Origin of the sequence: Acinetobacter sp. NIPH 1852, from assembly GCF_022549455.1 — a bacterium.
Classification (GTDB): domain Bacteria; phylum Pseudomonadota; class Gammaproteobacteria; order Pseudomonadales; family Moraxellaceae; genus Acinetobacter.
The window spans coordinates 1-23,684 of sequence record NZ_JAKZGG010000028.1; the positions used below are offsets into that span (position 1 = coordinate 1).

General features: G+C 38.8%; 25 protein-coding genes and 6 pseudogenes. 15 read left to right on the forward strand and 16 right to left on the reverse strand.

What is annotated here, in order from left to right; genetic code table 11:
* Nucleotides 1-2: 2 nt before the first annotated feature.
* The 5 genes and pseudogenes from MMO38_RS15800 to MMO38_RS15820 all read right to left on the reverse strand — a co-directional run bounded on the left by MMO38_RS15800 (nt 3) and on the right by MMO38_RS15820 (nt 4,077).
* On the reverse strand, nt 3-314 hold the full coding sequence (locus tag MMO38_RS15800) for an MgtC/SapB family protein (RefSeq protein WP_347006120.1): 312 nt from the start codon (nt 312-314) through the stop codon (nt 3-5).
* A complete protein-coding gene (locus tag MMO38_RS15805; RefSeq protein ID WP_241324122.1) occupies nt 311-2,686 on the reverse strand; it encodes a heavy metal translocating P-type ATPase in 2,376 nt (791 codons plus the stop codon). The genes MMO38_RS15800 and MMO38_RS15805 overlap by 4 nt, the downstream gene beginning before the upstream one ends.
* A gap of 11 nt (nt 2,687-2,697) precedes the next feature.
* Nucleotides 2,698-3,348 (reverse strand): annotated as a pseudogene (locus MMO38_RS15810) (isoprenylcysteine carboxylmethyltransferase family protein).
* Nucleotides 3,345-3,617 carry a DUF2933 domain-containing protein gene (locus MMO38_RS15815; RefSeq protein WP_004755892.1) on the reverse strand — a complete coding sequence of 91 codons (273 nt, stop codon included), beginning with the start codon at nt 3,615-3,617 and terminating at the stop codon, nt 3,345-3,347. Before MMO38_RS15815 ends, MMO38_RS15810 begins: the two are co-directional and overlap by 4 nt.
* 28 nt (nt 3,618-3,645) lie before the next feature.
* Nucleotides 3,646-4,077 carry a hypothetical protein gene (locus MMO38_RS15820; RefSeq protein WP_241324123.1) on the reverse strand — a complete coding sequence of 144 codons (432 nt, stop codon included), beginning with the start codon at nt 4,075-4,077 and terminating at the stop codon, nt 3,646-3,648.
* Nucleotides 4,078-4,441: 364 nt separating this feature from the next.
* Here MMO38_RS15820 and MMO38_RS15825 point away from each other — a divergent pair, with 364 nt between their 5' ends.
* The 6 genes from MMO38_RS15825 to MMO38_RS15850 all read left to right on the forward strand — a co-directional run bounded on the left by MMO38_RS15825 (nt 4,442) and on the right by MMO38_RS15850 (nt 10,378).
* The gene (locus MMO38_RS15825) at nt 4,442-4,822 is read left to right on the forward strand and encodes a copper resistance protein CopC (RefSeq protein ID WP_005021626.1); all 381 of its coding nucleotides are present in this window, start codon (nt 4,442-4,444) and stop codon (nt 4,820-4,822) included.
* Between the two features lie 64 nt (nt 4,823-4,886).
* A complete protein-coding gene (locus MMO38_RS15830) occupies nt 4,887-5,768 on the forward strand; it encodes a CopD family protein (RefSeq protein ID WP_159516731.1) in 882 nt (293 codons plus the stop codon).
* Nucleotides 5,769-5,966: 198 nt separating this feature from the next.
* Nucleotides 5,967-6,899 carry an IS5 family transposase gene (locus tag MMO38_RS15835; protein ID WP_241324124.1) on the forward strand — a complete coding sequence of 311 codons (933 nt, stop codon included), beginning with the start codon at nt 5,967-5,969 and terminating at the stop codon, nt 6,897-6,899.
* Nucleotides 6,900-7,279: 380 nt separating this feature from the next.
* Nucleotides 7,280-7,474 carry a heavy-metal-associated domain-containing protein gene (locus MMO38_RS15840; protein ID WP_004679365.1) on the forward strand — a complete coding sequence of 65 codons (195 nt, stop codon included), beginning with the start codon at nt 7,280-7,282 and terminating at the stop codon, nt 7,472-7,474.
* Between the two features lie 176 nt (nt 7,475-7,650).
* Entirely contained in the window at nt 7,651-10,128 is a 2,478-nt protein-coding gene (locus MMO38_RS15845) for a heavy metal translocating P-type ATPase (RefSeq protein ID WP_159138927.1), read from the forward strand.
* Nucleotides 10,129-10,285: 157 nt separating this feature from the next.
* Nucleotides 10,286-10,378 (forward strand): YHYH domain-containing protein, encoded by a 93-nt coding sequence (locus tag MMO38_RS15850; RefSeq protein ID WP_151809984.1) that lies wholly within the window; start codon nt 10,286-10,288, stop codon nt 10,376-10,378.
* Nucleotides 10,379-10,423: 45 nt separating this feature from the next.
* Here MMO38_RS15850 and MMO38_RS15855 read toward each other — a convergent pair whose 3' ends face one another.
* On the reverse strand, nt 10,424-10,690 hold the full coding sequence (locus tag MMO38_RS15855) for a metal/formaldehyde-sensitive transcriptional repressor (protein ID WP_005248679.1): 267 nt from the start codon (nt 10,688-10,690) through the stop codon (nt 10,424-10,426).
* Nucleotides 10,691-10,746: 56 nt separating this feature from the next.
* Here MMO38_RS15855 and dmeF point away from each other — a divergent pair.
* Nucleotides 10,747-11,670: pseudogene (dmeF, locus tag MMO38_RS15860) on the forward strand (CDF family Co(II)/Ni(II) efflux transporter DmeF).
* A gap of 306 nt (nt 11,671-11,976) precedes the next feature.
* On the opposite strand, the gene MMO38_RS15865 reads toward dmeF, so the two are convergent.
* From MMO38_RS15865 to MMO38_RS15875, 4 genes and pseudogenes are all read right to left on the reverse strand, one after another.
* The gene (locus tag MMO38_RS15865; RefSeq protein ID WP_004281236.1) at nt 11,977-12,591 is read right to left on the reverse strand and encodes a thiol:disulfide interchange protein DsbA/DsbL; all 615 of its coding nucleotides are present in this window, start codon (nt 12,589-12,591) and stop codon (nt 11,977-11,979) included.
* 186 nt (nt 12,592-12,777) lie between these two features.
* A pseudogene (locus MMO38_RS16705) lies at nt 12,778-12,908 on the reverse strand (cation transporter); the annotation flags it as partial.
* A 902-nt stretch (nt 12,909-13,810) separates the two neighbouring features.
* Nucleotides 13,811-14,515 (reverse strand): IS6-like element IS1006 family transposase, encoded by a 705-nt coding sequence (locus MMO38_RS15870; protein ID WP_241324125.1) that lies wholly within the window; start codon nt 14,513-14,515, stop codon nt 13,811-13,813.
* A 63-nt stretch (nt 14,516-14,578) separates the two neighbouring features.
* Nucleotides 14,579-15,859 carry a cation transporter gene (locus MMO38_RS15875; protein WP_005093338.1) on the reverse strand — a complete coding sequence of 427 codons (1,281 nt, stop codon included), beginning with the start codon at nt 15,857-15,859 and terminating at the stop codon, nt 14,579-14,581.
* A gap of 89 nt (nt 15,860-15,948) precedes the next feature.
* On the opposite strand from MMO38_RS15875, the gene cadR reads away from it, so the two are divergent.
* Both cadR and MMO38_RS15885 read left to right on the forward strand, forming a co-directional pair.
* Entirely contained in the window at nt 15,949-16,341 is a 393-nt protein-coding gene (cadR, locus tag MMO38_RS15880; protein ID WP_000550240.1) for a Cd(II)/Pb(II)-responsive transcriptional regulator, read from the forward strand.
* A gap of 93 nt (nt 16,342-16,434) precedes the next feature.
* Nucleotides 16,435-16,596: pseudogene (locus tag MMO38_RS15885) on the forward strand (IS6 family transposase); the annotation flags it as partial.
* A 41-nt stretch (nt 16,597-16,637) separates the two neighbouring features.
* On the opposite strand, the gene MMO38_RS15890 reads toward MMO38_RS15885, so the two are convergent.
* From MMO38_RS15890 to MMO38_RS15900, 3 genes and pseudogenes are all read right to left on the reverse strand, one after another.
* Nucleotides 16,638-16,940: a helix-turn-helix domain-containing protein gene (locus tag MMO38_RS15890; RefSeq protein ID WP_001140620.1), complete on the reverse strand. Its 303-nt coding sequence runs from the start codon at nt 16,938-16,940 to the stop codon at nt 16,638-16,640.
* Nucleotides 16,933-17,290 (reverse strand): annotated as a pseudogene (locus MMO38_RS15895) (type II toxin-antitoxin system RelE/ParE family toxin). Before MMO38_RS15895 ends, MMO38_RS15890 begins: the two are co-directional and overlap by 8 nt.
* A gap of 515 nt (nt 17,291-17,805) precedes the next feature.
* Entirely contained in the window at nt 17,806-18,783 is a 978-nt protein-coding gene (locus MMO38_RS15900; protein ID WP_044109732.1) for a helix-turn-helix domain-containing protein, read from the reverse strand.
* A gap of 132 nt (nt 18,784-18,915) precedes the next feature.
* Between MMO38_RS15900 and MMO38_RS15905 the strand changes: the two genes are divergently transcribed.
* Both MMO38_RS15905 and MMO38_RS15910 read left to right on the forward strand, forming a co-directional pair.
* On the forward strand, nt 18,916-19,800 hold the full coding sequence (locus MMO38_RS15905; RefSeq protein ID WP_241324126.1) for an MBL fold metallo-hydrolase: 885 nt from the start codon (nt 18,916-18,918) through the stop codon (nt 19,798-19,800).
* A gap of 84 nt (nt 19,801-19,884) precedes the next feature.
* Nucleotides 19,885-20,427: a cysteine hydrolase family protein gene (locus tag MMO38_RS15910; protein ID WP_241324127.1), complete on the forward strand. Its 543-nt coding sequence runs from the start codon at nt 19,885-19,887 to the stop codon at nt 20,425-20,427.
* A gap of 87 nt (nt 20,428-20,514) precedes the next feature.
* Here the strand turns inward: MMO38_RS15910 and MMO38_RS15915 are convergent, their stop codons facing one another.
* Nucleotides 20,515-20,796 (reverse strand): addiction module antidote protein, encoded by a 282-nt coding sequence (locus tag MMO38_RS15915; RefSeq protein WP_000985610.1) that lies wholly within the window; start codon nt 20,794-20,796, stop codon nt 20,515-20,517.
* Nucleotides 20,797-21,099: a type II toxin-antitoxin system RelE/ParE family toxin gene (locus MMO38_RS15920; RefSeq protein WP_000286964.1), complete on the reverse strand. Its 303-nt coding sequence runs from the start codon at nt 21,097-21,099 to the stop codon at nt 20,797-20,799.
* Between the two features lie 250 nt (nt 21,100-21,349).
* Between MMO38_RS15920 and MMO38_RS15925 the strand changes: the two genes are divergently transcribed.
* Nucleotides 21,350-21,553, forward strand: coding sequence for a hypothetical protein (locus MMO38_RS15925; RefSeq protein ID WP_057979931.1), 204 nt, complete (start codon nt 21,350-21,352; stop codon nt 21,551-21,553).
* A gap of 203 nt (nt 21,554-21,756) precedes the next feature.
* On the opposite strand, the gene MMO38_RS15930 is transcribed toward MMO38_RS15925, so the two are convergent.
* The gene (locus MMO38_RS15930) at nt 21,757-22,323 is read right to left on the reverse strand and encodes a recombinase family protein (protein WP_000678311.1); all 567 of its coding nucleotides are present in this window, start codon (nt 22,321-22,323) and stop codon (nt 21,757-21,759) included.
* Nucleotides 22,324-22,638: 315 nt separating this feature from the next.
* Here MMO38_RS15930 and arsC point away from each other — a divergent pair, with 315 nt between their 5' ends.
* From arsC to MMO38_RS15945, 3 genes and pseudogenes are all read left to right on the forward strand, one after another.
* Nucleotides 22,639-23,067: an arsenate reductase (glutaredoxin) gene (gene arsC / locus MMO38_RS15935; RefSeq protein ID WP_004644743.1), complete on the forward strand. Its 429-nt coding sequence runs from the start codon at nt 22,639-22,641 to the stop codon at nt 23,065-23,067.
* A 44-nt stretch (nt 23,068-23,111) separates the two neighbouring features.
* A complete protein-coding gene (locus MMO38_RS15940) occupies nt 23,112-23,435 on the forward strand; it encodes a metalloregulator ArsR/SmtB family transcription factor (RefSeq protein ID WP_004644742.1) in 324 nt (107 codons plus the stop codon).
* A gap of 4 nt (nt 23,436-23,439) precedes the next feature.
* Nucleotides 23,440-23,589 (forward strand): annotated as a pseudogene (locus MMO38_RS15945) (arsenate reductase ArsC); the annotation flags it as partial.
* Nucleotides 23,590-23,684 lie beyond the last annotated feature (95 nt).

Here is a 23,684-nt window from a genome sequence, read left to right on the forward strand (position 1 = left end):
ATCTAAGCAAAAATACCGTGTTGGATATCGTTAAAAGAAGTCGGAGTGAAAATCCTTAGCGTGCTATATTTTCCGTTTCCTGAGACGACCCCTAATACGGCTGCGACTAGTGGCCAAGGCCCAAAGTTTGGCTGTAGATGACCCAGCACTCCTCCGAGTAATCCTGTCAATGTGAAGGTACGTAGGCCTGCTACTCGGCTGCCTTCTGGCAGTTCACGATCATTCCATCCTCGTTCTAAACCAATGAGCAGGCCGATGGCAAGTGCTGCAATCAGGCCTGATACATCTGGTGGAAGAAAAAGACTCTCTATCATAGCTTTTTATGTCGCAGGCGAAGGGCATTGGTGATCACTGAAGCGGAGCTAAAACTCATGGCCAAGGCCGCAATCATGGGTGACAACAACCAACCGGTAAATGGGTAGAGTACGCCAGCTGCTATTGGGATACCCAAGGCATTGTAAAGGAAAGCAAACATGAGGTTCTGTTTCATGTTGCCAACAGTAGCTTCCGAAAGTGAACGGGCAACCGCGATACCGCGTAAATCTCCCTTGACCAAGGTAACTTGAGCACTATTCATTGCGACATCAGTTCCGGTCCCCATAGCGATACCGACATCAGCCTTGGCTAGTGCTGGTGCATCATTGATTCCATCGCCGGCCATTGCCACGATGCGACCTTGCTTCTGCAATTTGCTGACAAGTTCGAGTTTATCTGCGGGTTTAACTTCACCATGTACCTCATCAATACCCAGACGTGATGCGACTGAACGGGCAGTGGTGAGACCATCTCCTGTTGCCATTACGATACGTAGTCCAGCTTCCTTCAGGGTGGCAAGTGCTTCAGGGGTACTTTTTTTGATGGGATCGGATACTGCAAGCAGGCCGGCCAATTCACCATTGATGGCTAGATGCATCACACTTGCACCTTCTGAACGCAGCTCTTCGGCTTGCGGAATCAGAGATTGTACCGAGATACCTAATTGCTCCATCAGTGCTGTGTTGCCCAAAGCTAACTGACGATCGCCCACTTGACCTCGAACACCAATCCCTGAGCCTGATTCAAAATTATCTGGTGTTTCAAGAGACAGGCCACGTTCGTGTGCTGCATTTACAATCGCTTCGGCTAGCGGGTGTTCACTGCCTTGATCAAGACTGGCGGCTAAACGTAATACTTCAGATTCATCGAAACCTGATGCGGCAACCACACGATCGAATACAGGGCGTCCTTCGGTCAACGTACCTGTTTTATCGATGATTAGTGTGTCAATCTTGCGCAGATTCTCAATGGCTGCTGCATCGCGGAACAACACACCATGAGTAGCACCTTGACCCGTTGCAACCATGATAGACATTGGAGTTGCCAAGCCTAGTGCACAAGGACAGGCAATAATGAGTACTGCCACAGCATTGATTAATGCATAAACCCAGCTCGACTCTTCTGGGCCGAACAGTCCCCATCCAAAGAAGGTAAGCAAGGCAATGGCTACTACAGCCATGACAAACCAACCTGCAACCTGATCAGCCATGCGTTGCATTGGGGCTCTTGAGCGTTGAGCTTGCGCCACCATCTGTACGATCTGAGACAACATGGTACTTGAACCAATTTTCTCTGAACGCATGATTAGGGAACCATTGGTATTCAGGGTAGCACCAATGACTTTATCACCGATGCGTTTAGTGATCGGTAAAGGTTCACCTGTCAGCATAGATTCATCCAATGAACTGCTTCCATCGGTGACTACACCATCCACAGGAACTTTTTCACCTGGGCGGATGCGGAGTAAATCTCCTACATGGACATGAGTCAGAGGAACATCTTCCTCAGTTCCATCGGGCAGGATTCGGCGAGCTGTTTTAGGAGCAAGTCCGAGGAGTGACTTAATTGCAGCAGAAGTTTGCGAACGTGCTTTTAATTCCAGTATTTGCCCCAGTAGGGTCAAAGAAATGATGACCGCTGAAGCTTCAAAGTAAACAGCGACACGACCCATGGAGATAAATGAGTCTGGAAAGATTTGTGGTGCAATGGTCGCAACCACACTGTAAATAAAAGCAGCCCCTGTACCTAGACCGATCAGGGTCCACATGTTTGGGCCGCGATTCACAACCGATTGCCAACCACGGGAAAAAAATGGCCAACCTGCCCACAGTACAATCGGGAGTGACAACACTAATTCAATCCAGCTCTGAACTGCCATGTCAAACAGGTTCAGTTGATGGCCAAACATTGCCAAAAAAGTCACGACTATGGTGAGTGGCAGTGTCCACAAGAAGCGTCGACGGAAATCACGTAACTCAGGATTCTCATCTTCCTCTAACTCGGGAATGAGTGGTTCCAGTGTCATTCCGCATTTAGGACAGTTTCCAGGATGATCCTGTCTAATTTCTGGATGCATTGGGCAAGTATAGATGGTCGTGCCTGTTGTGCTTGCATCATTAACGGATTGAGTAGTCTGATGATGCTGTGTATGTGCATCGGCAGTCGTCGTTGCGGGTTTAGCGATATATTGCACCGGGCTGCTATGAAACTTTGATTGACATTTATCACTGCAAAAAAAGTAAGTTTTCCCCTTAAATTCCTCATGGTATTTCGATTCTTCAGTGACGGTCATACCACAGACTGGGTCTTTCAGTACGTCTGTTGTAGCCTGTGCCATATGGTCCTGGTTATGATTTTTTTGATCTGACATAAATAATTCTCTTATGGAAAAGTGGTTTTATGGCCGAATTTTGGAATAAATCTCGGAGTCTGTTGAGCATAGCTGTCATAGACAGCGCCAAACTGTTTACTCATTTCAGCCTCTTCCTTAATTGCCAAGCGGCTGTACATTAAGAGTAAGATTGGAAACATAATCAGTGTCAGTAAAGTTGGCCATTGCAATAAAAACCCCAGCAAGATCAAGATAAAAGCCACGTATTGGGGGTGACGTATGCGCGCATAGGGTCCGGTTACTGCCAATTGGTGATGACGTTATGCGTGGTACAACACGTTCCATGCTGATGACAGTAAATAGAAACCATAGCCCAAAAAAATATAACTCGCGATGTGCAGAATGCCAAAATGTGGATCACCCTTTTCACCCAGTAGCGTTGACCATAAGTGACCTGAGTTATGCGACAGCAAATCAAGTTCAGGAAAGCGAGTTTGTAGCCAGCCTGACAACAGGTAAATGGTTAAAGGGAAACCATACATCTCGACAAACAATGCAATGATGAAAGCAGAGAAAGCGCTAAAAGTACGCCAGTCTCGTGCTGTGGCGGGTTTAAAAAAACTGAAGGCAAACATAATGAAAATTGCCGAATTTATGATGACGAGCCACCACAGACCATAGGCCGATTCCGCATGATTCATGAGGGGTCTCCTGGTTCGCGTGATTTTTTATTATCTGATGTGTCTGGATTTTTCTGTTGATGATGGTGATGTCCATGACCACCATGCATAAAAATATGCATGAGTGGGCATGCTAAAAGGAGTAAAAAGGGTAAAACACCAACGACATGGGCCAAATGCTCGGTTAAGAGAAAATAGGCTGCCACACCACCAATCACGAATAGGCCGATGGCATAACGTGTAGACCAAAAGTTAGGTACTGAATTATGTTCTTGAGGTTGATGGTTCATGGTGCTTCCCTCTCTAATTCATGGGTAATTATTTAGTTGTGGAGGGAGGCATACAGTCCATCATCATCTGCATCATGGATTGCATCATGTCCATACGTTTTTCCATCATTTGCTGACGGTCAGCCATATTTGCATTCATGCTTTGGCCGCTCATCTGTTTCATCATGCTCATACCTCCTTGCATGAGTTTCATGTGCTCAGCCATAAGTTTTTGACGTTCTTGAGGGTTTTTTGCAGCCACCATCTTTGCATGCATGGCTTGCATTGCTTTCATGTGCTGGTCCATTGCAGCCATTTTGTCTGGATTCATCTTGCCAGTAGTTGTCTTGTTAACAGTGACTGTAGATGAAAGGGTATTTTCTGGGTGATGCGTTTTATGCTCTTCGGGATTTTGAGCTAATGCACCTAAAGAGGCAACGGTTATACAAAGTGTGAGTAAAGTTTGGCGGATATAAGTCATGATATTTTCCTTCCATCAATTGATCAGCCGATACAACCTTTAAATGAATGAAGCAAACAAATAGAGAGAGGTATTTTTCATTTATTTGCTCCACTCATTCTTTTGATGAAGTTGATCGCTGGTTATGCCACCGGTGTTTTACTTAGGTGGTAGCTGGTTATAGTCAATTTTTTTATTTCTATTGAATAATTTTATCACTTGAGTCTATTGATTTTTAAAAATGACAAAAATGTAATTTTGAAGTCATCACTCTGTCTCTGTCTCTCACTAATAATTGAAATATAAGAGGAGATGATGTGGTCTCATTAAATACAGATTTTATAAATTCATCTCTAATGAACTAACGAATCAAGAGGAAACGTAAATGAAATTATTTCAAAATAAAATGACTGCTCTACGTCATGTTTTAGTAGCTGCAACGATGATTGTGGCTACTACAACTACGTTCGCTCATGTGAGTTTAGTGAGTGCGATTCCTGCGGAAAATGCATCTGTCCTTAGTCAACCAAAGAACTTGACCCTTAACTTTGGTGCAGAGGTTATGTTGATGAATATTAAGTTACTGGATGCTCAGCGAAGAGATGTTCCTTTAAAATATGAAGTTACTCATGACTTAAAGAAATCCTTTGATGTCGCTCTTCCGAAACTGAAAAAAGGTAAATATACCGTTGTCTGGACAACAATGGGGAAAGATGGCCACAACATGAATGGTGAATATAGTTTCACTATCAAATCAACTAAATAAGAATTGATTACCTTTCAACATGTCAGTGAGGTGCTGGCATGTTGTTCTAGAATGGACAAAAATAATGATTTCTGAATATTGGATGTGGGCCACTTGGTTAACTAAGGTTATTTTATATTTAAGTTTAGCTTTTGTCGTTGGTGGAGCCTTTTGCTATTTTTTACTTAGACAATATCTTGAACTAAAAGAATCGATTCTTAAATATATTACAATTGGCGCTGGATTAGGCCTAATTTCCAGTACCTTGGGCTTTTTTATTCTGATTGGTAGTTTTGCCAATACTGGTATTACAGGGATGGTGGACCCCACGTATATTAATATATTGGTTAATACTCCGACGGGGTATATATACGTTCTTCGTTCTATTAGTTTTGCTCTTTTACTTCTTCTCATGGTGGTTAAAGTTAACAGGAACAAAGGTCAGTTTTCTATAATTGAAAGTTCAATATTTTGTATTTTACTTATCCCGATTATTTTTAGTTTTTCCCAGCTCGGACATGTCGCTAATTTAACCTTACTTGCTCAAATTTTATTATCAATCCATATTCTAGTTATGTCGTTATGGATGGGGTCTTTATATCCGTTATGGAAAACCAGCCGGGAAATAAGTGGTTTACCTTTAAAAGATCGCATGCATGTATTTGGACGTATTGCTGCTTTCATTGTTGGGATATTAATCGCCTGTGGCGCTAGTGTAGCTCTTCTTTTAATTAAAGATTTTAATACCTTAATCAATACTGCATATGGCTATGGTTTCATGGTTAAAATGTTTTTTGTTATAGGTATTCTACTTTTAGCTGCCTTCAACAAATGGTATTTCACCCCGCATCTTCAACATCCTAAATTTGCTAAACACCTTAGTCATGCCATTTTATTTGAGATGTTATTAGGTCTATCAATTCTATTAACAACAGGCTATATAACCACTGTCGTGGGTATTGAATAAGAGAATTTCAAAATAAGGTTATTGAGGAAATTTAACATTAGTACTTTTATCTTTTGTAGCTGAGCAATAAAGTTTCTACTGGACTGCCAGCTTACGACAATCAGAACAGTAAAATCGCATCATAAGGCATTTATATATTAAAGGGGCTTTGTTGCACAAAGCTATTCTTGAGGGCTTCTTTAGCAATATAATTTCCAGATGAAGAAGCCTGCACCTAAAACTTACCGTACAACCAATTGGTCCTCGTATAACCAAGCTTTAATCAAGCGAGGAAATATTTCAATCTGGTTTGATCCTAAGACCCAATGGTATGCACAACCACAAGGCAAGCACGGACGAAATCAAACTTATTCCGATACAGCGATTCAATGCTGTTTAATGATCAAATCTCTATTCCGTCTTTCTTTACGTATGGTCACTGGCTTTGCTCAAAGCCTGATTAAACTCTGTGGCTTGAATTGGACAGCACCAGATTACTCCACCCTCTGTAGACGACAAAAGCATATTGATATTGCGATAAGCTATCAGAAAAGTCGTGATGGGTTACACCTACTCGTCGACTCTACGGGTTTAAAATTTTTAGGTGAAGGTGAATGGAAGCGTAAGAAACATCAGCCTGAATACCGTCGGCAATGGCGTAAACTGCATATTGGTATAGATGCTGAAACACTGCAAATACGTGCCGTTCAGCTTACGACAAATAATGTCAGTGATTCACAAGTACTAGGTGATTTACTGGATCAAATCCCACCAAATGAGCGAATAGATTCTGTCTATACCGATGGGGCGTACGACACGAAGTGCTGCAGACAAGTGATTTCAGATCGTCAAGCACATGCAGTAATTCCACCCAGGAAGAATGCCAAGCCCTGGAAAGATTCTAAAATCAGTTCAATAGAACGAAATGAGTTACTTCAAACGGTTAAGCATTTAGGCAGAACCCTATGGAAAAAATGGTCGGGCTATCACCGTCGCAGTTTGGTGGAAACCAAGATGCATTGCATCAAATTATTAGGAGATAAGCTGATGGCAAGACATTTTCAAAGTCAGGTCAATGAAGTTCATGCGCGTGTGGCAGTTCTGAATAGATTTACGGAATTAGGTAGACCTCACACCCAAGTTGTCACTTAAATTTGAATGGATTGGGGAAAACTCAGCTTTTGAATGTTTATGCAACAAAGCCTATTAAAGGTAGTCACCGGTTTTTAGCTTCAATCCATAAGAGTCTCATCTATTCAGTTCACTACTATTGATTGAAATAACTATCTTATAAATTTCAAAGTGATCGTAGATGACAAAAATGTCATTTTTAAGTCACGTTAATGTTGGTTAAGTACTTTTACTGTAGTCATTAGAACGCTATGCTTTAGAATACTCTGATGAAAACTATGGATGTAAACAGACCAAGTTACAGCAAGTAACTGATTCAGAGAAAGGCTGGTTGTATGGTGAAAGTTTAGAGTTACTGTTCTAATGGTTTAAACAAATGTTTTGTTAAAAAGGAGCAACATATGAAATTTCACATCGCTAATATGACTTGTGGTGGTTGTGCACGAGGCATTACTACTGCAATTAAAGAGCTCGACTCGAATGCATCACTCGATATTGATTTACAAAACCGTATCGTTGAAATCAACACAACGGTTAGTCAGGATAAAGTCATTGCCACTCTCGGTGATCGTGGATTTACAGCTGAGCCTGCTTAATCTCTGTTAGAGTAAAGTGGTAATCCCTTATCACTTTACTTACTCTTGTTTTTCTCATCGTACAGATAAAATCTGTACTTGCTTGCAATAAAAGTGCTGCCTGAATTCCCAATTATCTTGGTTCGAGCTGATCTTCGCATATAGAACTCAGCATATCTAAATGATAGAGATCGTATATGAGTACCGAAATGACTGATACGCCACACTACAGTGAAACATTAGAGATTGAGGGGATGACATGTGCTTCTTGTGTAGGCCGTGTGGAAAAAGCTTTAAAATCTGTTGAGGGTGTTGAATCGGCTCATGTAAATCTGGCTACCGAAAAAGCAGTCATTTATGCGCATCAACCACTTGATCGCGCTACTTTAATTAAAGCCGTAGAAAAAGCAGGCTACGAAGTGGAAGTATTGCAACCGATAGAGCTTACGATAGAGGGTATGTCATGTGCTTCTTGTGTAGGTCGAGTAGAAAAGGCTTTAAAATCTGTTGAAGGAGTTGAGTCGGCTCATGTAAATCTGGCTACTGAAAAAGCGACTATTCAGGCAAGCTCATCTGTCACTCGTGACTCGTTAATTCAGGCTGTCACCAAAGCAGGGTTTGAAGCAAAGTCAGTTCATCAAACTACGGAAAGCTTTCAAGATAAAAAGAATATTGAATTAGAAAAACTTAAAAAAGATTTAATTTTGTCAGTCTTATTGACTCTACCCGTTTTTATTTTAGAAATGGGATCACACCTGATTCCCGCCTTTCATACGTTTATGATGGATAACATTGGCCAACAAAATAGCTGGTTAATGCAATTTTTCTTGACCACAGTAGCATTAATTTTTCCAGGCCGACGCTTCTTCAAAAAGGGCATCCCAAGTTTATTCCGCTTAGCACCAGACATGAATTCCTTGGTGGCTGTAGGAACATTGGCTGCTTATCTTTATTCAGTGGTTGCTACTTTCTTTCCAAGTGTCCTGCCACAAGGCACGGTCAATGTTTATTATGAAGCTGCAGCGGTTATTATCACTTTAATTCTATTAGGTAGATTTTTTGAAGCCAAGGCAAAAGGCCGAACGTCTTTAGCAATTCAACATCTAGTTGGAATGCAGCCTAAAGTTGCCAGAATACAGCTCAATAATCAGGTGATAGAAGTTCCGATTGCCGAAGTTCAAACAGGAACGATTGTAGAGATTAGACCAGGCGAGCGTATCCCTGTCGATGGTGAAGTTATTCACGGCCAAAGTTTTATTGATGAATCCATGATTACTGGCGAGCCTATGCCCGTTGAAAAAACGATAGGCTCTACTGTGGTAGGAGGAACAATTAACCAAAGTGGCAGCTTAAATATCAAAGCCACCTCTGTTGGTAGTTCATCAGTGCTTTCTCAAATCATCCGAATGGTTGAACAGGCACAGGGTTCCAAGCTGCCTATTCAGGCATTGGTTGATAAAATTACCATGTGGTTTGTACCTGTAGTAATGGGTCTCTCTCTTTTAACTTTTATTACTTGGTTTATCTTCGGCCCTGAGCCAGCCCTAACGTTTAGCTTAGTTAATGCAGTTGCGGTACTCATTATTGCATGTCCTTGTGCAATGGGACTTGCAACGCCTACATCAATCATGGTGGGAACTGGGCGTGGTGCTGAAATGGGTGTTTTATTCCGTAAAGGGGAAGCTTTGCAGCTGCTCAAAGAAACTAAAGTGGTTGCTGTTGATAAAACAGGGACCCTGACTGAAGGGAAACCAATTTTAACCGATCTGCATGTCTTAGAAGGGTTTGAATACAATGCCGTACTTTCACTTATGGCAGCCGTTGAATCAAAGTCTGAGCATCCTATTGCTCGAGCAATTGTACAAGCCGCTATAGATAAGGAATTAATCCTGTCTCCTGTTGCTGATTTCAAGTCAGTCACGGGCTATGGAATAGAAGCAACGGTGTCTGAACATTTGGTTCATATTGGTGCAGATCGATATATGGAAAAACTAGGTTTGAATCCTAATGTTTTTTCTCAATTTTCGGATCGTTTGGGAGAAGAAGGAAAAACCCCTCTCTATGTTGCGATTGACCAGAAACTTGCTGCCATTATTGCTGTAGCAGATCCAATTAAAGAATCAACATTTGCTGCAATTGAAGCGTTACATCAGTTAGGTTTAAAGGTTGCCATGATTACAGGTGATAACCGTCATACAGCTCAAGCGATTGCAAAAAAACTAGGTATTGATGAGGTTATTGCAGAAGTCTTACCAGAAGGTAAAATAGAGGCCGTTAAAAAATTAAAAAATCAATATGGTAAACTCGCATATGTTGGAGATGGCATTAATGATGCCCCTGCACTTGCAGAAGCAGATATTGGTTTAGCAATAGGTACAGGTACAGACGTAGCTATTGAAGCTGCTGATGTGGTTTTGATGTCTGGCAACCTGAAAGGAGTGCCAAATGCTATCGCTTTAAGCAAAGCGACTATAACCAATATTCGTGAAAATTTATTTTGGGCATTTGTTTACAATGCAGCTCTGATTCCTATTGCAGCAGGTGTACTTTATCCGCAATTTGGACTGCTACTTTCTCCTGTATTTGCTGCTGGTGCAATGGCTCTCTCGTCAATATTTGTACTAGGAAATGCTTTACGATTAAAACGTTTTAAAGCCCCCCTTGCAATTATTTAACCATTTTTTATATACATTTAAAGTTTTGTTGGCTTTACTTTATATATTTGGAAATAGTCTAAGCCATGTTGGCTTTTATTAAATATCATACAGTTGATATTCTAATTATTTGAGAGGGATTAAGATGAAAAGAATTTTATTAATATGCTTTATAGGCATGTCATTTACCTATGCGAATGCTCATTCTGGGGGAACGAACTCACAGGGTTGTCATACCAACAGTAAAACTGGTGATTACCACTGTCATTAATAGGTGCGCACACAGTTTTTTTATTTAAAAGACTGTGCTTTAAAGTTATAAGTAGCGTTTAACTAAAGCTAAAAATTCATTCAGTTCTTTTTCCTTTATTTCCTCAGTATCACCGAGTACATGTTCTCTAAGATGAAGTTCTATTAACTCATTCATTAAGCCATTTATCGCACCTTTAATTGCTGCAACTTGCTGTAATACCTCAATACAAGAATTTTCAGAATTTAAAATATTCTGTTCAAGGGCATTAGTTTGACCTTGAATTCGTCTAATCCGATTTAAAATTTTTTTGTTCTGATTTAAGTGAGACATACTATTCAACCTCAAGAACATATACTATGGGGGAGTATTAATTGTGGTGCAATAAAATGTAATATCTAAATAATGTTAAAAGTGACCATTCGCATCAATTTGACGAAGGAAATCCTTTAGCACAAAAGAAAATTTTAATCGCAACCATCCTCACTGGTGTAATGATGGTGTTTGAAATTTTTGGAGGATGTTTCTTTAATTCCATGGCTTTATTGGCTGATGGATGGCATATGAGTTCTCATATGTTGGCATTGGGCTTAGCTTATTTTGCCTATAAAATGGCTCGAAAATATGCTCGTGATCAGAGATTCTGTTTCGGTACATGGAAGATAGAAATCTTAGCTGGATATTCGAGTGCCATTTTATTGATGGTTGTTGCTGTATTCATGGGTGTTCAATCGATAGAACGTTTATTCAATCCTGTGAATATTCACTACAACGAGGCAATTTCAATTGCGATTGTTGGCTTGATCGTTAATTTTATTTGTGCCTGGTTACTACGTGAAAATGGTCACCACCACCATCATCACTCTCATGATGACCATGACTTAAACCAGAAAGCCGCTTTTCTTCATGTAGTAGCAGATGCAGTAACTTCTGTATTAGCGATTATTGCACTTTTCGCAGGGAAGTATTTTGGATGGGATTTTTTAGATGCAATTCTAGGGATCGTAGGTGCAGTGCTTGTAGCACAATGGTCTTGGGGATTGATTAGAGAAACAGGTAAAACATTGCTTGATGCAGAGATGGAACATCCTGTAGTAAAGGAGATTCAGGAAGTTGTAGAGGAATTAGATAACCAAATTACGATTACTGATCTGCATGTCTGGAAAGTAGGTAGAAGTAAATTTTCATGTATTTTATCCCTAAATACAGTTAATGACTCCTTAACAGCAGAGGTAGTTCGTAAAGCTTTGTCAATTCATGAAGAGATTGTTCATATTTCTGTTGAAATTAACAAGAATTTCCATGTTGTTTAAATTAATATTTATTCCTTTTAAACTTTATCAGTCTATTTATGTAAATCTTAGATTAGAATTTGTTTGTTGTAGAGCGTCGGGGCGCCTCGGCAATTCTGCGTGTTGAAATAGAAAGGAAAATTCATTACTTTAAAGCGCAAAGCGTGTTGCAGATGCAGCTCTTATTCCGAGGAATTTTACACTGGTATCGCCCGCCGATAGAAACACCAGATCCGGCAGTCAGGACGTAAATAACCATTCCTCCAGTTTAAATAAAAAAACCTGCAGATTCGATGCAGGTTTTTTTTAGAGATAATCAATCGCGTCTTATTTGGCTTTACGCTCTTTCTCGATCAGGTAATTCACCACCTGAATGACTTTGGCATCATTACCCTGCACAATATATTTACCATTCACGGTCACTGCCGGAACACCACTTAACTGATACTGAGCAGCCAGATTTTTGGCTTGGGCAATTTTCGAAGTGATCGGGAAAGATTTATAAGTGCTGTTAAATTTCGCTTCAGGAATACCATAGCGGGTATAGAACTTGGCCAATTGCGCCTGTTCTAAAATTGGACGTTGCTTATCATGAATATCATGGAATAATTGTAAATGTGCTTTTTGACGCACACCCAATGCTTCAGACACATAATAAGCACGCGCTGCCTGCTCCCAGAGTGGATTCATTGCAGCCGGCGTACGTACAAAACGTACATCTTTTGGTAATTTTTTCAACCAGCCCTGCATATGTGGTTCAAGCGCGAAACAGTGACCACAGCCGTACCAGAAGAATTCACGTACCTCAATTCTGCCCGGTTTTTCGACTTTGACTGGTTTTGCAACCACCTGATAGTCCTGACCTGCCACAAAATTGGCCATAGCATTGCCTGAAAAGGCCAAAACAGATGCGGCAACAGCTCCTAAAAGGAATTTTTTCATTGGGATTATCGTCCTCTAAATCATTATGCTTAGTGTATGGGTTCACTATAAATCAATTATGCCGGTTCCGTTTTCATGCTGCGAACTTTTGTGCTATCAGAACCGCTACATTAAAGTATACGACTGATTTTAAGTCAGTTAATATGGCCATTCGACCGCTATGTGTTTTTAGATAATCACAAAAGTTAAACTTTGAGTAATAAAAACGGTTATAATTTCTACGATTAAAACGTAGTGGTCAAACCTACAGTAAATATTAGCTTCTTACTATTCTCTTCAGTAACAGCCGCGTGGCTCTGAGAATGATCTTCTGACATACAATAGTTTCCTTATTCTATTTACGATTAGCTGAGAGACTTGAGTAAGCCTCAATATTTCTGCTAAAAATTGCTTACTATAATTGGTCAAGAAGCTTTCTTTTCATTTATCCACCGGGACAATATTGGTAATAAAACCAACATAAGAAGGGTTGATGAGATAATTCCTCCAATAACCACATTTGCTAGTGGGCACTTTACTTTTTTCTCCAATTCCAATGCCTCCCTAACTAATTAGAGAGTTTTAAGCATTATTACATGAATCTTTCCAGTACTATTGTTGCAAATATACTAAGTTGCATATTTATTCCTGCCTATGTATAGGAGCATATGTAACCCTAAAGTTTAAAATAGTCTTTTCGGATTATTTAAAAATTTGAAAATGGTAAAGAATAAATTAAAAACAATAAATATATTTATCATTCGATTTAAAAAAATTAATTAATCTTAGTTACACCATACTAAAAATAACTAATTTTTAGTTTTCCTAGTTATATGTGCTTCATTATAATTTTGAATTAATTCTCTTCACACCCTTTGCTTTTTTCATTGTTAATTATTTCTAAATTTTTCTCTAAGAAACGAAGTCCCCCATCAGCAAAACTACTGGTTGAAAAAACTATAGTAAAAATAACTAAAACAATCTTCATATATATATTATTGAATCTAATCATATCTTGGACCAAAAAATAATTTCTTCATATACTAATTCCTAGATATATACACCTAAATGACAACCAAATTACAAATTTGTAATTTTGTTAAGGTTTGTCCTAAAAAAAATAAATTAATACTATTTTAACAAAGATAAGTCGTTGCTGAAAAATTTGAATTGTAAGGGATTTAATTAGGCACTGTTGCAAATAGAGATTTGAGTCGATGATGTTCCCTTTAAAAAGTACTTAGAGACCGAAAACCCTGTTGATTAGACACACTTCACCCTGAGGCTGACCATAATAAAATGACGATGCTTGTCCTTTACGTAGTGCACGCATGACTTCAATACCTTTAATTGTGGCATAAGCCGTCTTCATAGATTTGAATCCTAATGTGGCCCTGATGATCCGCTTTAGCTTGCCATGATCACATTCAATCACGTTATTTTTATACTTAATCTGCCTGTGCTCAAGGTCTGGTGGACATTTACCTTCCCGTTTTAACCGTGATAAAGCACGTCCATATGTGGGTGCTTTATCCGTGTTGATCACTTGTGGAATTTGCCACTTCTTCACATTATTTAAAATTTTTCCAAGAAAACAATATGCTGATTTGGTATTACGTCTAGAAGAAAGATAAAAATCAATGGTATCGCCACGTTGATCGACTGCACGATACAGATAAGACCATCGTCCATTCACTTTTACATAGGTTTCATCAATATGCCACGAGCTCAGATCTGTAGGATTACGCCAATACCAGCGTAAACGTTTTTCTATTTCAGGAGCATAACGTTGAACCCAACGGTAAATATTCGTGTGATCAACATTCACACCCCGTTCGGCCAGCATTTCCTGCAGTTCACGATAGCTAATGCCATATTTACAATACCAGCGCACAGCCCAAAGAATGATTTCGCCCTGAAAATGCCGACCATGGAAAGGATTCATATGCTGCACCTTTAGCTAAAACAGTCTTCAGCTTACCATTCGTGGTTATTTGCAACAGTGCCCTTACTTCAAAGCCAAAATTTTTCGGGCACCATTAAGTACGAATAAAGAAACCAGTATGCCAATGATTAAGTCTGGATAAGCTGATCCCGTCCACGCCACGAGTACACCGGCAAATATAACGCCCATATTTACGACAACGTCATTCGCCGAGAAAATCCAACTGGCTTTCATATGTGCGCCATCTTCTCGATGACCAGAAATAAGATATAAGCATGTCACGTTAGCTATAAGTGCGAGCAGGCCAATAACAATCATGAGCGTTGATTCTGGCTCGCTTCCAAACATGAATCGTCTAATGACATCAACAATCACGATAACAGCAAGTAATAACTGAATCCAACCTGCGAAATGGGCTGCTTTTATTTGATATTTCGCAGCTTTTCCGACGGCATATAGCGCAATACCATAAACGGCTGCATCGGCAAACATATCTAGAGAATCAGCAATCAATCCTGTAGACGCAGCAATAATACCGCTGATGAATTCTATAAAGAAAAGTAGAGCATTAATACCTAATAACAGTTTAAGTACTTTAGCTTGTCTCACAGGATCAGGTTCATTAGGTATATCGCCTGAAGAAAGCTGTATTTCATCAAGTTTCGCCCCAAAACCCAGTCCTTCGAGTTTAGCCGTAATTTGCTGAATCCCTTCATTATGGAAGACTTTCAGTTTTCGATTGGGAAGATCAAAAGTAAGACCTTTAACTGCTTCAATATCTGCAAGAGCCATACGGACCATTTGCTCTTCAGCAGAGCAATCCATTTTAGGAATGGTGTAGGTACTTGTTTGCTTAGCCTGTTGATTGCTTATATAAGTTTCAGTCTTCACAAGCTTTGCACCAAAACCCAAAGCTTCAAGTTTGGTGGTTATATTTTCATCTTTTTGATTATGTAGAACCTTTAAAGAACGGTTAGGTAAATCAAAGATGAGTTTTTGAACACCATCAATTGAAGATAGCGCCATACGAACCATCTGTTCTTCCGCAGAACAATCCATTTTGGGAACTAAGTATTCACTCATGTAGTGCGAATCTTTTAAAACGTCTTCAGTGCTTAAATTTTCTTTGGGATCAGAACCACAACAGGATTGAGCGGTATCTTCACAACTGTTTGAAGTGTTACAGCAAGGAGATGAAGATTTTTTTTCTTCCTCTTCACCACAACAGCTAAGCGTATTATCACAATTCTTTGAATTGTTTGCTTCTGCAATTGATGGATGATTTTCTTGTTGAGATTTCTTATCTTCGCATGGTGTTTCTTTACTACATCCACAACCACTCATAATTATACCCATTAAAAAAATTATAAACTTTGAATATTAGAATCCCTATAGTTACTATAGAGTCAAGAATCTTTGGAAATACTAACTCAATGCATTTAAAAATTGGTGAACTCTCTAAAAAAACCTCATGTTCAGTATTAACAATTAGGTTTTATGAAAAGGAAGGTTTAATTCCGGAACCGGAAAGAACGGAAGGAAATTACCGCCTTTACGATGTAGGCTATGTTGAGCGAATTAAATTTATTTTGAATTGCCGAACTTTAAATATGAGTTTGAATGAAATTCGTCAATTACTTACCTATAAAGACAAACCTGAGAAAAATTGTTCAGATGTGAATGAATTAATTGACTTACATGTCAGTGCTATCAGAGAAAATATAATCAAGCAACAAAAGCTTATTGAACAACTATCTGATTTAAGAGGTACTTGTGATGGTTTATGTACAATTGACCAATGTGGAGTTTTAAAAAATCTAGCTTGATTATCTAGACCTATGCTTTTTTCAAAAAATCGGCACTGTTGCAAATAACCACGAATGGTAAGCTGAAGACTGTTTTAGCTAAAGGTGCAGCATATGAATCCTTTCCATGGTCGGCATTTTCAGGGCGAAATCATTCTTTGGGCTGTGCGCTGGTATTGTAAATATGGCATTAGCTATCGTGAACTGCAGGAAATGCTGGCCGAACGGGGTGTGAATGTTGATCACACGAATATTTACCGTTGGGTTCAACGTTATACGAATCTAAAAATGGGAGCCTATAGCTCCCATTTTTATTGTTAAACGTTGAATCCTATATGTTTTCCTGTTGGAAGCTCTACATCAATACGGAGCTTCCCACCCATTGCCTCAACATACTTTTTCATGGTTGAAATCTTAAGATCATTGCCACGATTTTCTATTGCTGAAAGCGATGGCTGTTTTATTCCCAAAGTTTCAGCAAGCTCTTTTTGAGAAATTTCGAGTTCTTCACGAATAAGATGAAGCTGATTTTCTAGCAGTAATTCATCAGCCATTTTTTGAATACGGGCTTGGCTCTCTGGAGAGCGGCTAGCTAACAATTCTTGCAGAGTCTTAGCCATTAGATTTATCTCCTAGGGTAGTGAGATGAAGTTGGTATTGTTCATCTGCAATATCCAGCATGTCTTTATAAAAACGCTTTTTACCGCCTTTATCAGCAATACATAGAACAATAGCCTGTCGTAAGGGATCAAATGCGAAGAAAGCTCTTAAGGGTCTACCGCGATGTTGAACACGCAGTTCTTTCATATTGGTAAATTTAGACTCATACACAGTATCTACTAAAGGACGGCCTAAACTCGGTCCCTGCTGCTGTAGAACAACCAGGGCAGCTAGGACCTTCTCTTGTGTAGGTTCATCTTGCTGTTCAAGCCACTGGATTAAATAGATCTGTCGTAATGACTGTCCACATACCACAACCAAAATATAGATTATAGTCTATATTTTAGGGGCATTATGTTTGTTTTGCAAATGAGAAAGGATAGGCAATAAAAAACCCCGGCATCCTGCCGGGGTTTTTCATCGTTGCTGATTGTGCTGTTGTACCCTCTGGTCCATGTGCAATAACTTATAATTTTTGTTTTATGTTATGGAACATCCTGTTCCTGATGACTTGATCATAGGAAAATTCCACTGTTCCAGGTAGTAGCAAAGGGCCGAGATTGATGTGCGCCAAAGCGTACAAAATAGCCTAAATTTTATCCACAGCAATTGGGGATAGTTTCTCAACCTGGATCCGCATAAAATGGGCACTGATTGTTAAATTGATCATTTATTGATCAATTTTCCTGGCAAAATGTTACAGATTCGCTTAAAAACTCACCAACTTATTACAAAAGCGACTTTTTGCTGATTTATTGGTCATGACTAAATTTTTAAGTTATTGATATTTATATTAATATACAAGTGCACTTCGTATAATGCCCCTTATGTTAAATGGGGCGGATTATTCTCATTAATGATCCCAAAAGCTTTTCTCCATGCCTGAGGGCTGGTGCCATATTTTTCACGGAAATTCTTTCTAAATGACACAGTATTATTAAAACCTGAAAGCTCGGTTATCTTTTCGATAGACAAGTTTGTCGCTTCTAAAAGTTCACAACTTAATCTGATTCTTTCAGTATTCAGCCAATCGACTAAGGTCATACCTGTCGCTTTCTTAAAGTGCCGTGTGAACGTCCTGCGTGTCATATGTGTCCGTTCAGCGAGGCTTTCAATATTATGTTGTAAGGCTAAATTCTTTCTTAAAAAATCAAGTAATAGGTTAATTTGTGCATCTTGGCTCGATTCTGCGACTGGCTGTTCAATAAACTGAGTTTGCCCACCTTCACGGTGAGGCGGGATCACCATTACTCTAGCAACTTTATTCGCAATTCGTGCATTATAGATTTCACGTACCAAGTACAAGCAGCAGTCTAACGCTGCGCCTGTTCCAGCAGAGGTTACGATCCTTTGGTCTTCTACATACAGGGCGTCATTATCAAGTTGAACCTGTGGAAATCGTTCACTAAAATCCTGTTCAGCCATCCAGTGCGTAGCTGCTTTTTTATGGTCAAGCAGCCCTGCATATGCCAATGCATAAGTTCCGTAGCATAACCCTACAATTCTAATTCCAGCTTGATATGCACAATTTAGGGCATCGATAAGTACTTTTTCAGGTTTGTGATTAAAATCATCCCATCCAGGAATAATAATAAGATCCAATTGTTTAATAAGTTCGATCCCCCCATCAGGGATAATCATCATAGACTGTTCTGTTTTTACGGGTTGGCCATCTATAGAAAAAATTCTCAGATCAAATAAGCGTTTATCTTCAATCTTGATATTGAAAATGATATGGGGGATAGAGAAGTGAAATGGATTTATATTGGGATATACGAACAATCCAATCACTGGTATAGCCATTCAATCTACCTCTCTAAAATAATAAATATAGCATGTTGTCCCAATAGTTTCGATGATTGTCCTTAAGGACAATTTTATTGCTTAATTTTTCCTATCATGATTCGAGTATGACTAAATGATTGGATCTGGAACATGAATAAAATTTTAAGTAGCTCTGTTATTGCACTCTCTCTGGCAATGGCTTCAGTCCATTTATATGCGAAGGATCAAGTGGTTCAGCGAGATACTTCTAAAGTTACGCATATACAAGAAATTCGCAATGCAACGATTAAAGTAACCTATGCTGATACGACTTTTTTAATTGACCCAATGTTTGCTAAAAAAGGGTTCTATGAAGGTTTCCCCGATACTCATCGTAGCTATTTACGGAACCCATTAGTCGATTTGCCTATCAAGCCCGAAACGATTTTAGAAGGTGTAGATGCGGTAATCGTGACCCATACCCATTTAGATCATTGGGATGATGCAGCACAAGCGACTATTCCGAAAAACATGCCCTTGTTTGTACAGAATAAAGAAGACCAGAAAGTCATTCAGTCACAAGGCTTCAAAGATGTCCGTGTATTAACGCAAGCGACCTTTGAAGGGATTAAGCTCACTAAAACTGGTGGTCAACACGGTACTGATGCCATGTACCGTATTCCTAAGCTTAAAGCTGGATTAGGCGAAGCAATGGGTGTGGTATTTGAAGCTGCTGGCCATGAAACTGTTTATGTGGCAGGAGATACCATCTGGCGTTCTGAAGTTGATCAAGCGATTCAAACATTTAAACCTGATGTGATTGTCTTGAATACAGGTAACGCCTTGGTTGATGGCTTTAAAGAATCTATTATTATGGGCAAAGAAGATACTTATCGTGCAACCCAAAAAGCACCTAATGCTAAAATTGTCGCGGTTCATATGGATGCCATTAACCACATGTCGGTAACACGTGCTCAACTTGCAGAATATGTAGAAGACAAAGGGATTCAAGATAAGGTTTTAATTCCTATCGATGGTGAAACGCTTTCTTTCTAAAGTAAATTAAAGAAGTGGAATGCTTCCACTTCTTTAAAATCCTAAGCAGAACAAAACCAATATTAGTTAAGTAAAGGAATAGATATGTCAAAATCAGCTTTATTAGTTATCGACTTACAAAATGAATATCTACCTACAGGTAAATTACCATTGGTAAATATTGAACAAGCTGCTGCTAATGCAGTGAAAGTAATTGCGAAGGCCCGTCAACTGGGTACTCAAGTGATTCATGTCCAACATATTGCTGATGCTGAATCTCCTATATTTGAACCTAGCTCAAATGGTATTGAATTTCAGGACACAGTTAAGCCGCAAGAAGATGAATCTGTGATCATTAAAAATCACATCAATGCGTTCTTAAATACGAATCTCAAAGAAATTTTAGATAGCAATCAAGTGACTGAGTTAGTCGTGATTGGTGCTATGAGCCATATGTGTGTTGATGCTGCTGTTCGTGCTGCTTCTGATTTTGGTTATAAGGTAAAAGTTATTCATGATGCTTGTGCAACACTAGACCTTGAATTTAATGGCGTTAAAGTACCTGCGGGCCATGTGCATGCAACATTAATGGCCGCTTTTGAATTTGCATATGCTCAAGTGATATCAACTGAAGATTATGTTAGCTAAAGACTAAGATTTCCTAAAATTAACATAATACACGTTATATGAAGTTGAAAAAGGGAGCTTTAAGCTCCCTTTTTTACTAGTTTTTTTTTAAATTGCTAAGCGTAAATTCAGCGCTTTTACCACTTTAATAACAGTATCAAAGCTTGGATTTACATCGCCAGAAAGTGCTTTATAAAGACTTTCTCGGCCTAAACCTGTGTCTCTTGATAATTGAGCCATTCCTTTAGCTTTAGCAATATTACCTAAAGCTTTTGCAATGAATGCCGCATCACCATTAGATTCATCTATACAGGCTTGTAGGTAAGCTTGCATATCTTCTTCTGTTTTAAGATGTTCAGCACTGTCCCATTTACGAAGTTTGATAGCCATTTACAGCTCCTCCTCTAAATCTTGTGCTAGTTGTAGGGCAAGTTTTATATCTTTACTTTGCGTAGACTTGTCTCCGCCTGCTAAAAGAATAACGACCCTTTGCCCTTGCTTACAGTAATAGATCCTGTAGCCAGGTCCAAAGAAGAAACGTAATTCAGAGACACCTTCACCTACTGGTTCAGTATCTCCAAAGTTTCCATCTTCAACCCGATCAATTCGGACTTGTATACGTCTTTTTGCCTGCTGGTCTTTTAACTTAGTAAACCAGTCATCAAAGACTTCAGTGGTATATATTGAGTACATAAGATTAATGTATCCTATAGGATACATTCATGCAAGAAATAAACTTGAATGTATGGGTTCTAACAACAGAATTTCGTATAACAACCATTATGTTAAGTGAACAATAATTTCGTCGAATATTCAGGCTCTCAATTCTGCAAAACTTGCAGAATCTTGTCTAATTTGTAATCCTTGCGGCCAAGGGTGTCTAGCTAAGCTAAGGCAGGTGTTTGTTGTAGTCGGGCCGCTATAACGGATGACGAGTGCCTGTATGTTTAACCTAAATATCTTTAATAGGATCTCTAGCGAAGTATTGACCATCAAAAATGATCTAGAGCTGAATTCTGAGAATCAACTGATAACTAAATATAAGACTTCTACTTCTGAAGATTATAAAAAAGCAATTATTTTGATTTTTAAAGAACGTGGCTATACCAGGTTAGAAATAGGTCAGTTACTTGAAGGCCAACTGTAAAGACTTCCTAAAATTAACATAATACACCTTATACGAAATGCTTGATATTTCTCTTTAAATATCATTATATTAAAGCAAGCCGTTCTGGAATATAGGGCACCAGAGCGGCTTTTTATTGATTATTCATGTTCCACGCTTAAAATTCGAACAGTGTTTCATGATTTTTATAAGTTAAACTAAATTTAGTTGCTAATCCCAATAAGCTATTCACTAACTTGTAAATATCGGTATACCGCCTGACGACTAATCCCAAAAGCTTTCCCTAATGCCATTTTCGATGGATACTTCCCCTCCTTCCATGCTTGTCGTAAAGCTTCAGCTTGGTCAGGCTTTAGTTTATGCACCCGACCTTTGTACTTCCCCTGAGCAGAGGCGAGTTTTATTCCTTCCTTTTGCCGCTCTAAAATGATCTCACGTTCGAACTGTGCAAAAGCACCCATCATTTGAAGCATCAAATTATCCATCGGGGTGGATTCGGCTGTAAAAGTAATATTTTCTTTTACAAACTGGATGGCGATCCCTCGTTTGACCAGTTTATCTACTTCAGTGACCAAATCTTTTAGGCTTCGCGCAAAACGATCCATTGAATGTACAATCACCCTGTCCCCTTCCCGGACATAGTTCAACATTTCCTGAAATTTAGGTCGGTCAGTATTTTTACCTGAAGCACGGTCAACAAAAATCCGGTCGACCTCAATTCCTTCAAGTTGACGTCCAGTGTTTTGCTCGACAGAACTTACCCGGACATACCCTACTTTTTGGCCTTTCACTTTTTCACGCCCCAATTGGATAAAAATGAACAATTTCGTAAATTATAAATCTTTAACACTAAAGTTACATGTTACTTATGATTAAAAATCATTTAAATGATACATAATTTCATGAAATTTCAGATTGTAACTTTAGGGTATACTCTAAATCTACATATTTAAATAACGAGTTTTTTCTCACTCATAAGAATTTGTAAGAATATATATACATTTATTGACATTAAGTAATTTAAATAAAATCAATATACGTATTTGCATATATGTGGAAATACGTATATAAATATATCTGAGTTTCTAATAGCAGAGTCAGTCAAAATGTTCTCGACCATAAAGATTTATCACAATCCTGAGTGTGGTACATCAAGGAATACCTTAGCTTTAATTCAAAATGCAGGAATTGAACCAATCGTTATTGAATATCTAATTACCCCACCTTCGAAAGCAGAATTAATTGAACTTATTCGTAGTGCTGGTTTAAGTGTTAGAGAAGCAATTCGTAAAAATGTACCTCCATATTCTGATTTAGAAATTGTTCGGGAAGATTGGTCTGATGAACAGCTTTTAAATTTTATGCTTCAACATCCTATTTTGATTAACCGCCCATTCGTTGTTACGGATTTAGGTACACGTTTGTGTCGTCCTTCTGAAGTTGTTTTGGATATTCTCCCGTTTCCTCAGAAAGGCGCATTTAGCAAAGAAGATGGTGAAAAAATTATTGATGAAAATGGCCTAAGAATTAAATAGCACTTTCTCATCTCTTGAATGGAAAGAATGTGAAGGAGACTTATATGGATCAAGTTAATTTTTTTAAATGCTTATCAGATGAAACACGTCTCAATATAGTGACATTAATTGTTGAAAATAAAGAACTATGTGTATGTGATTTGACTGAAAAACTACAACTCAGTCAACCTAAAATTTCAAGACATTTAGCCCTTTTACGTGCTTCAGGGCTACTTCAAGATCGCAGACAAGGCCAATGGGTTTACTACAGTATCAATCCAAAATTGGCCAACTGGTGTTATGAAATTTTAGATATTTTGAAGACGGTTCAATCTCAATCAAAGCTGGATGATCAACACCCCCTTTCTGTAAATAGTTATTGTGAGTAATTCAATGAAATTTTTATTTTTATGTACTGGAAATAGCTGCCGTAGCATTTTGTCTGAAGTTTTGTTTAATAGCCGAGCACCAGAAGGTTGGAAAGCCTATAGCGCTGGGAGTAAGCCTTCAGGTCAAGTTCACCCGCTAACTTTAGAAACCCTTGGCTTTGTTGCACAAAGATTTGAAATGCAAAGCGCCCCTAATTGAGCCAAATTTAAGGCGTAACTTGGGTAAGTGGTCGACCTAATTCCGTAAAT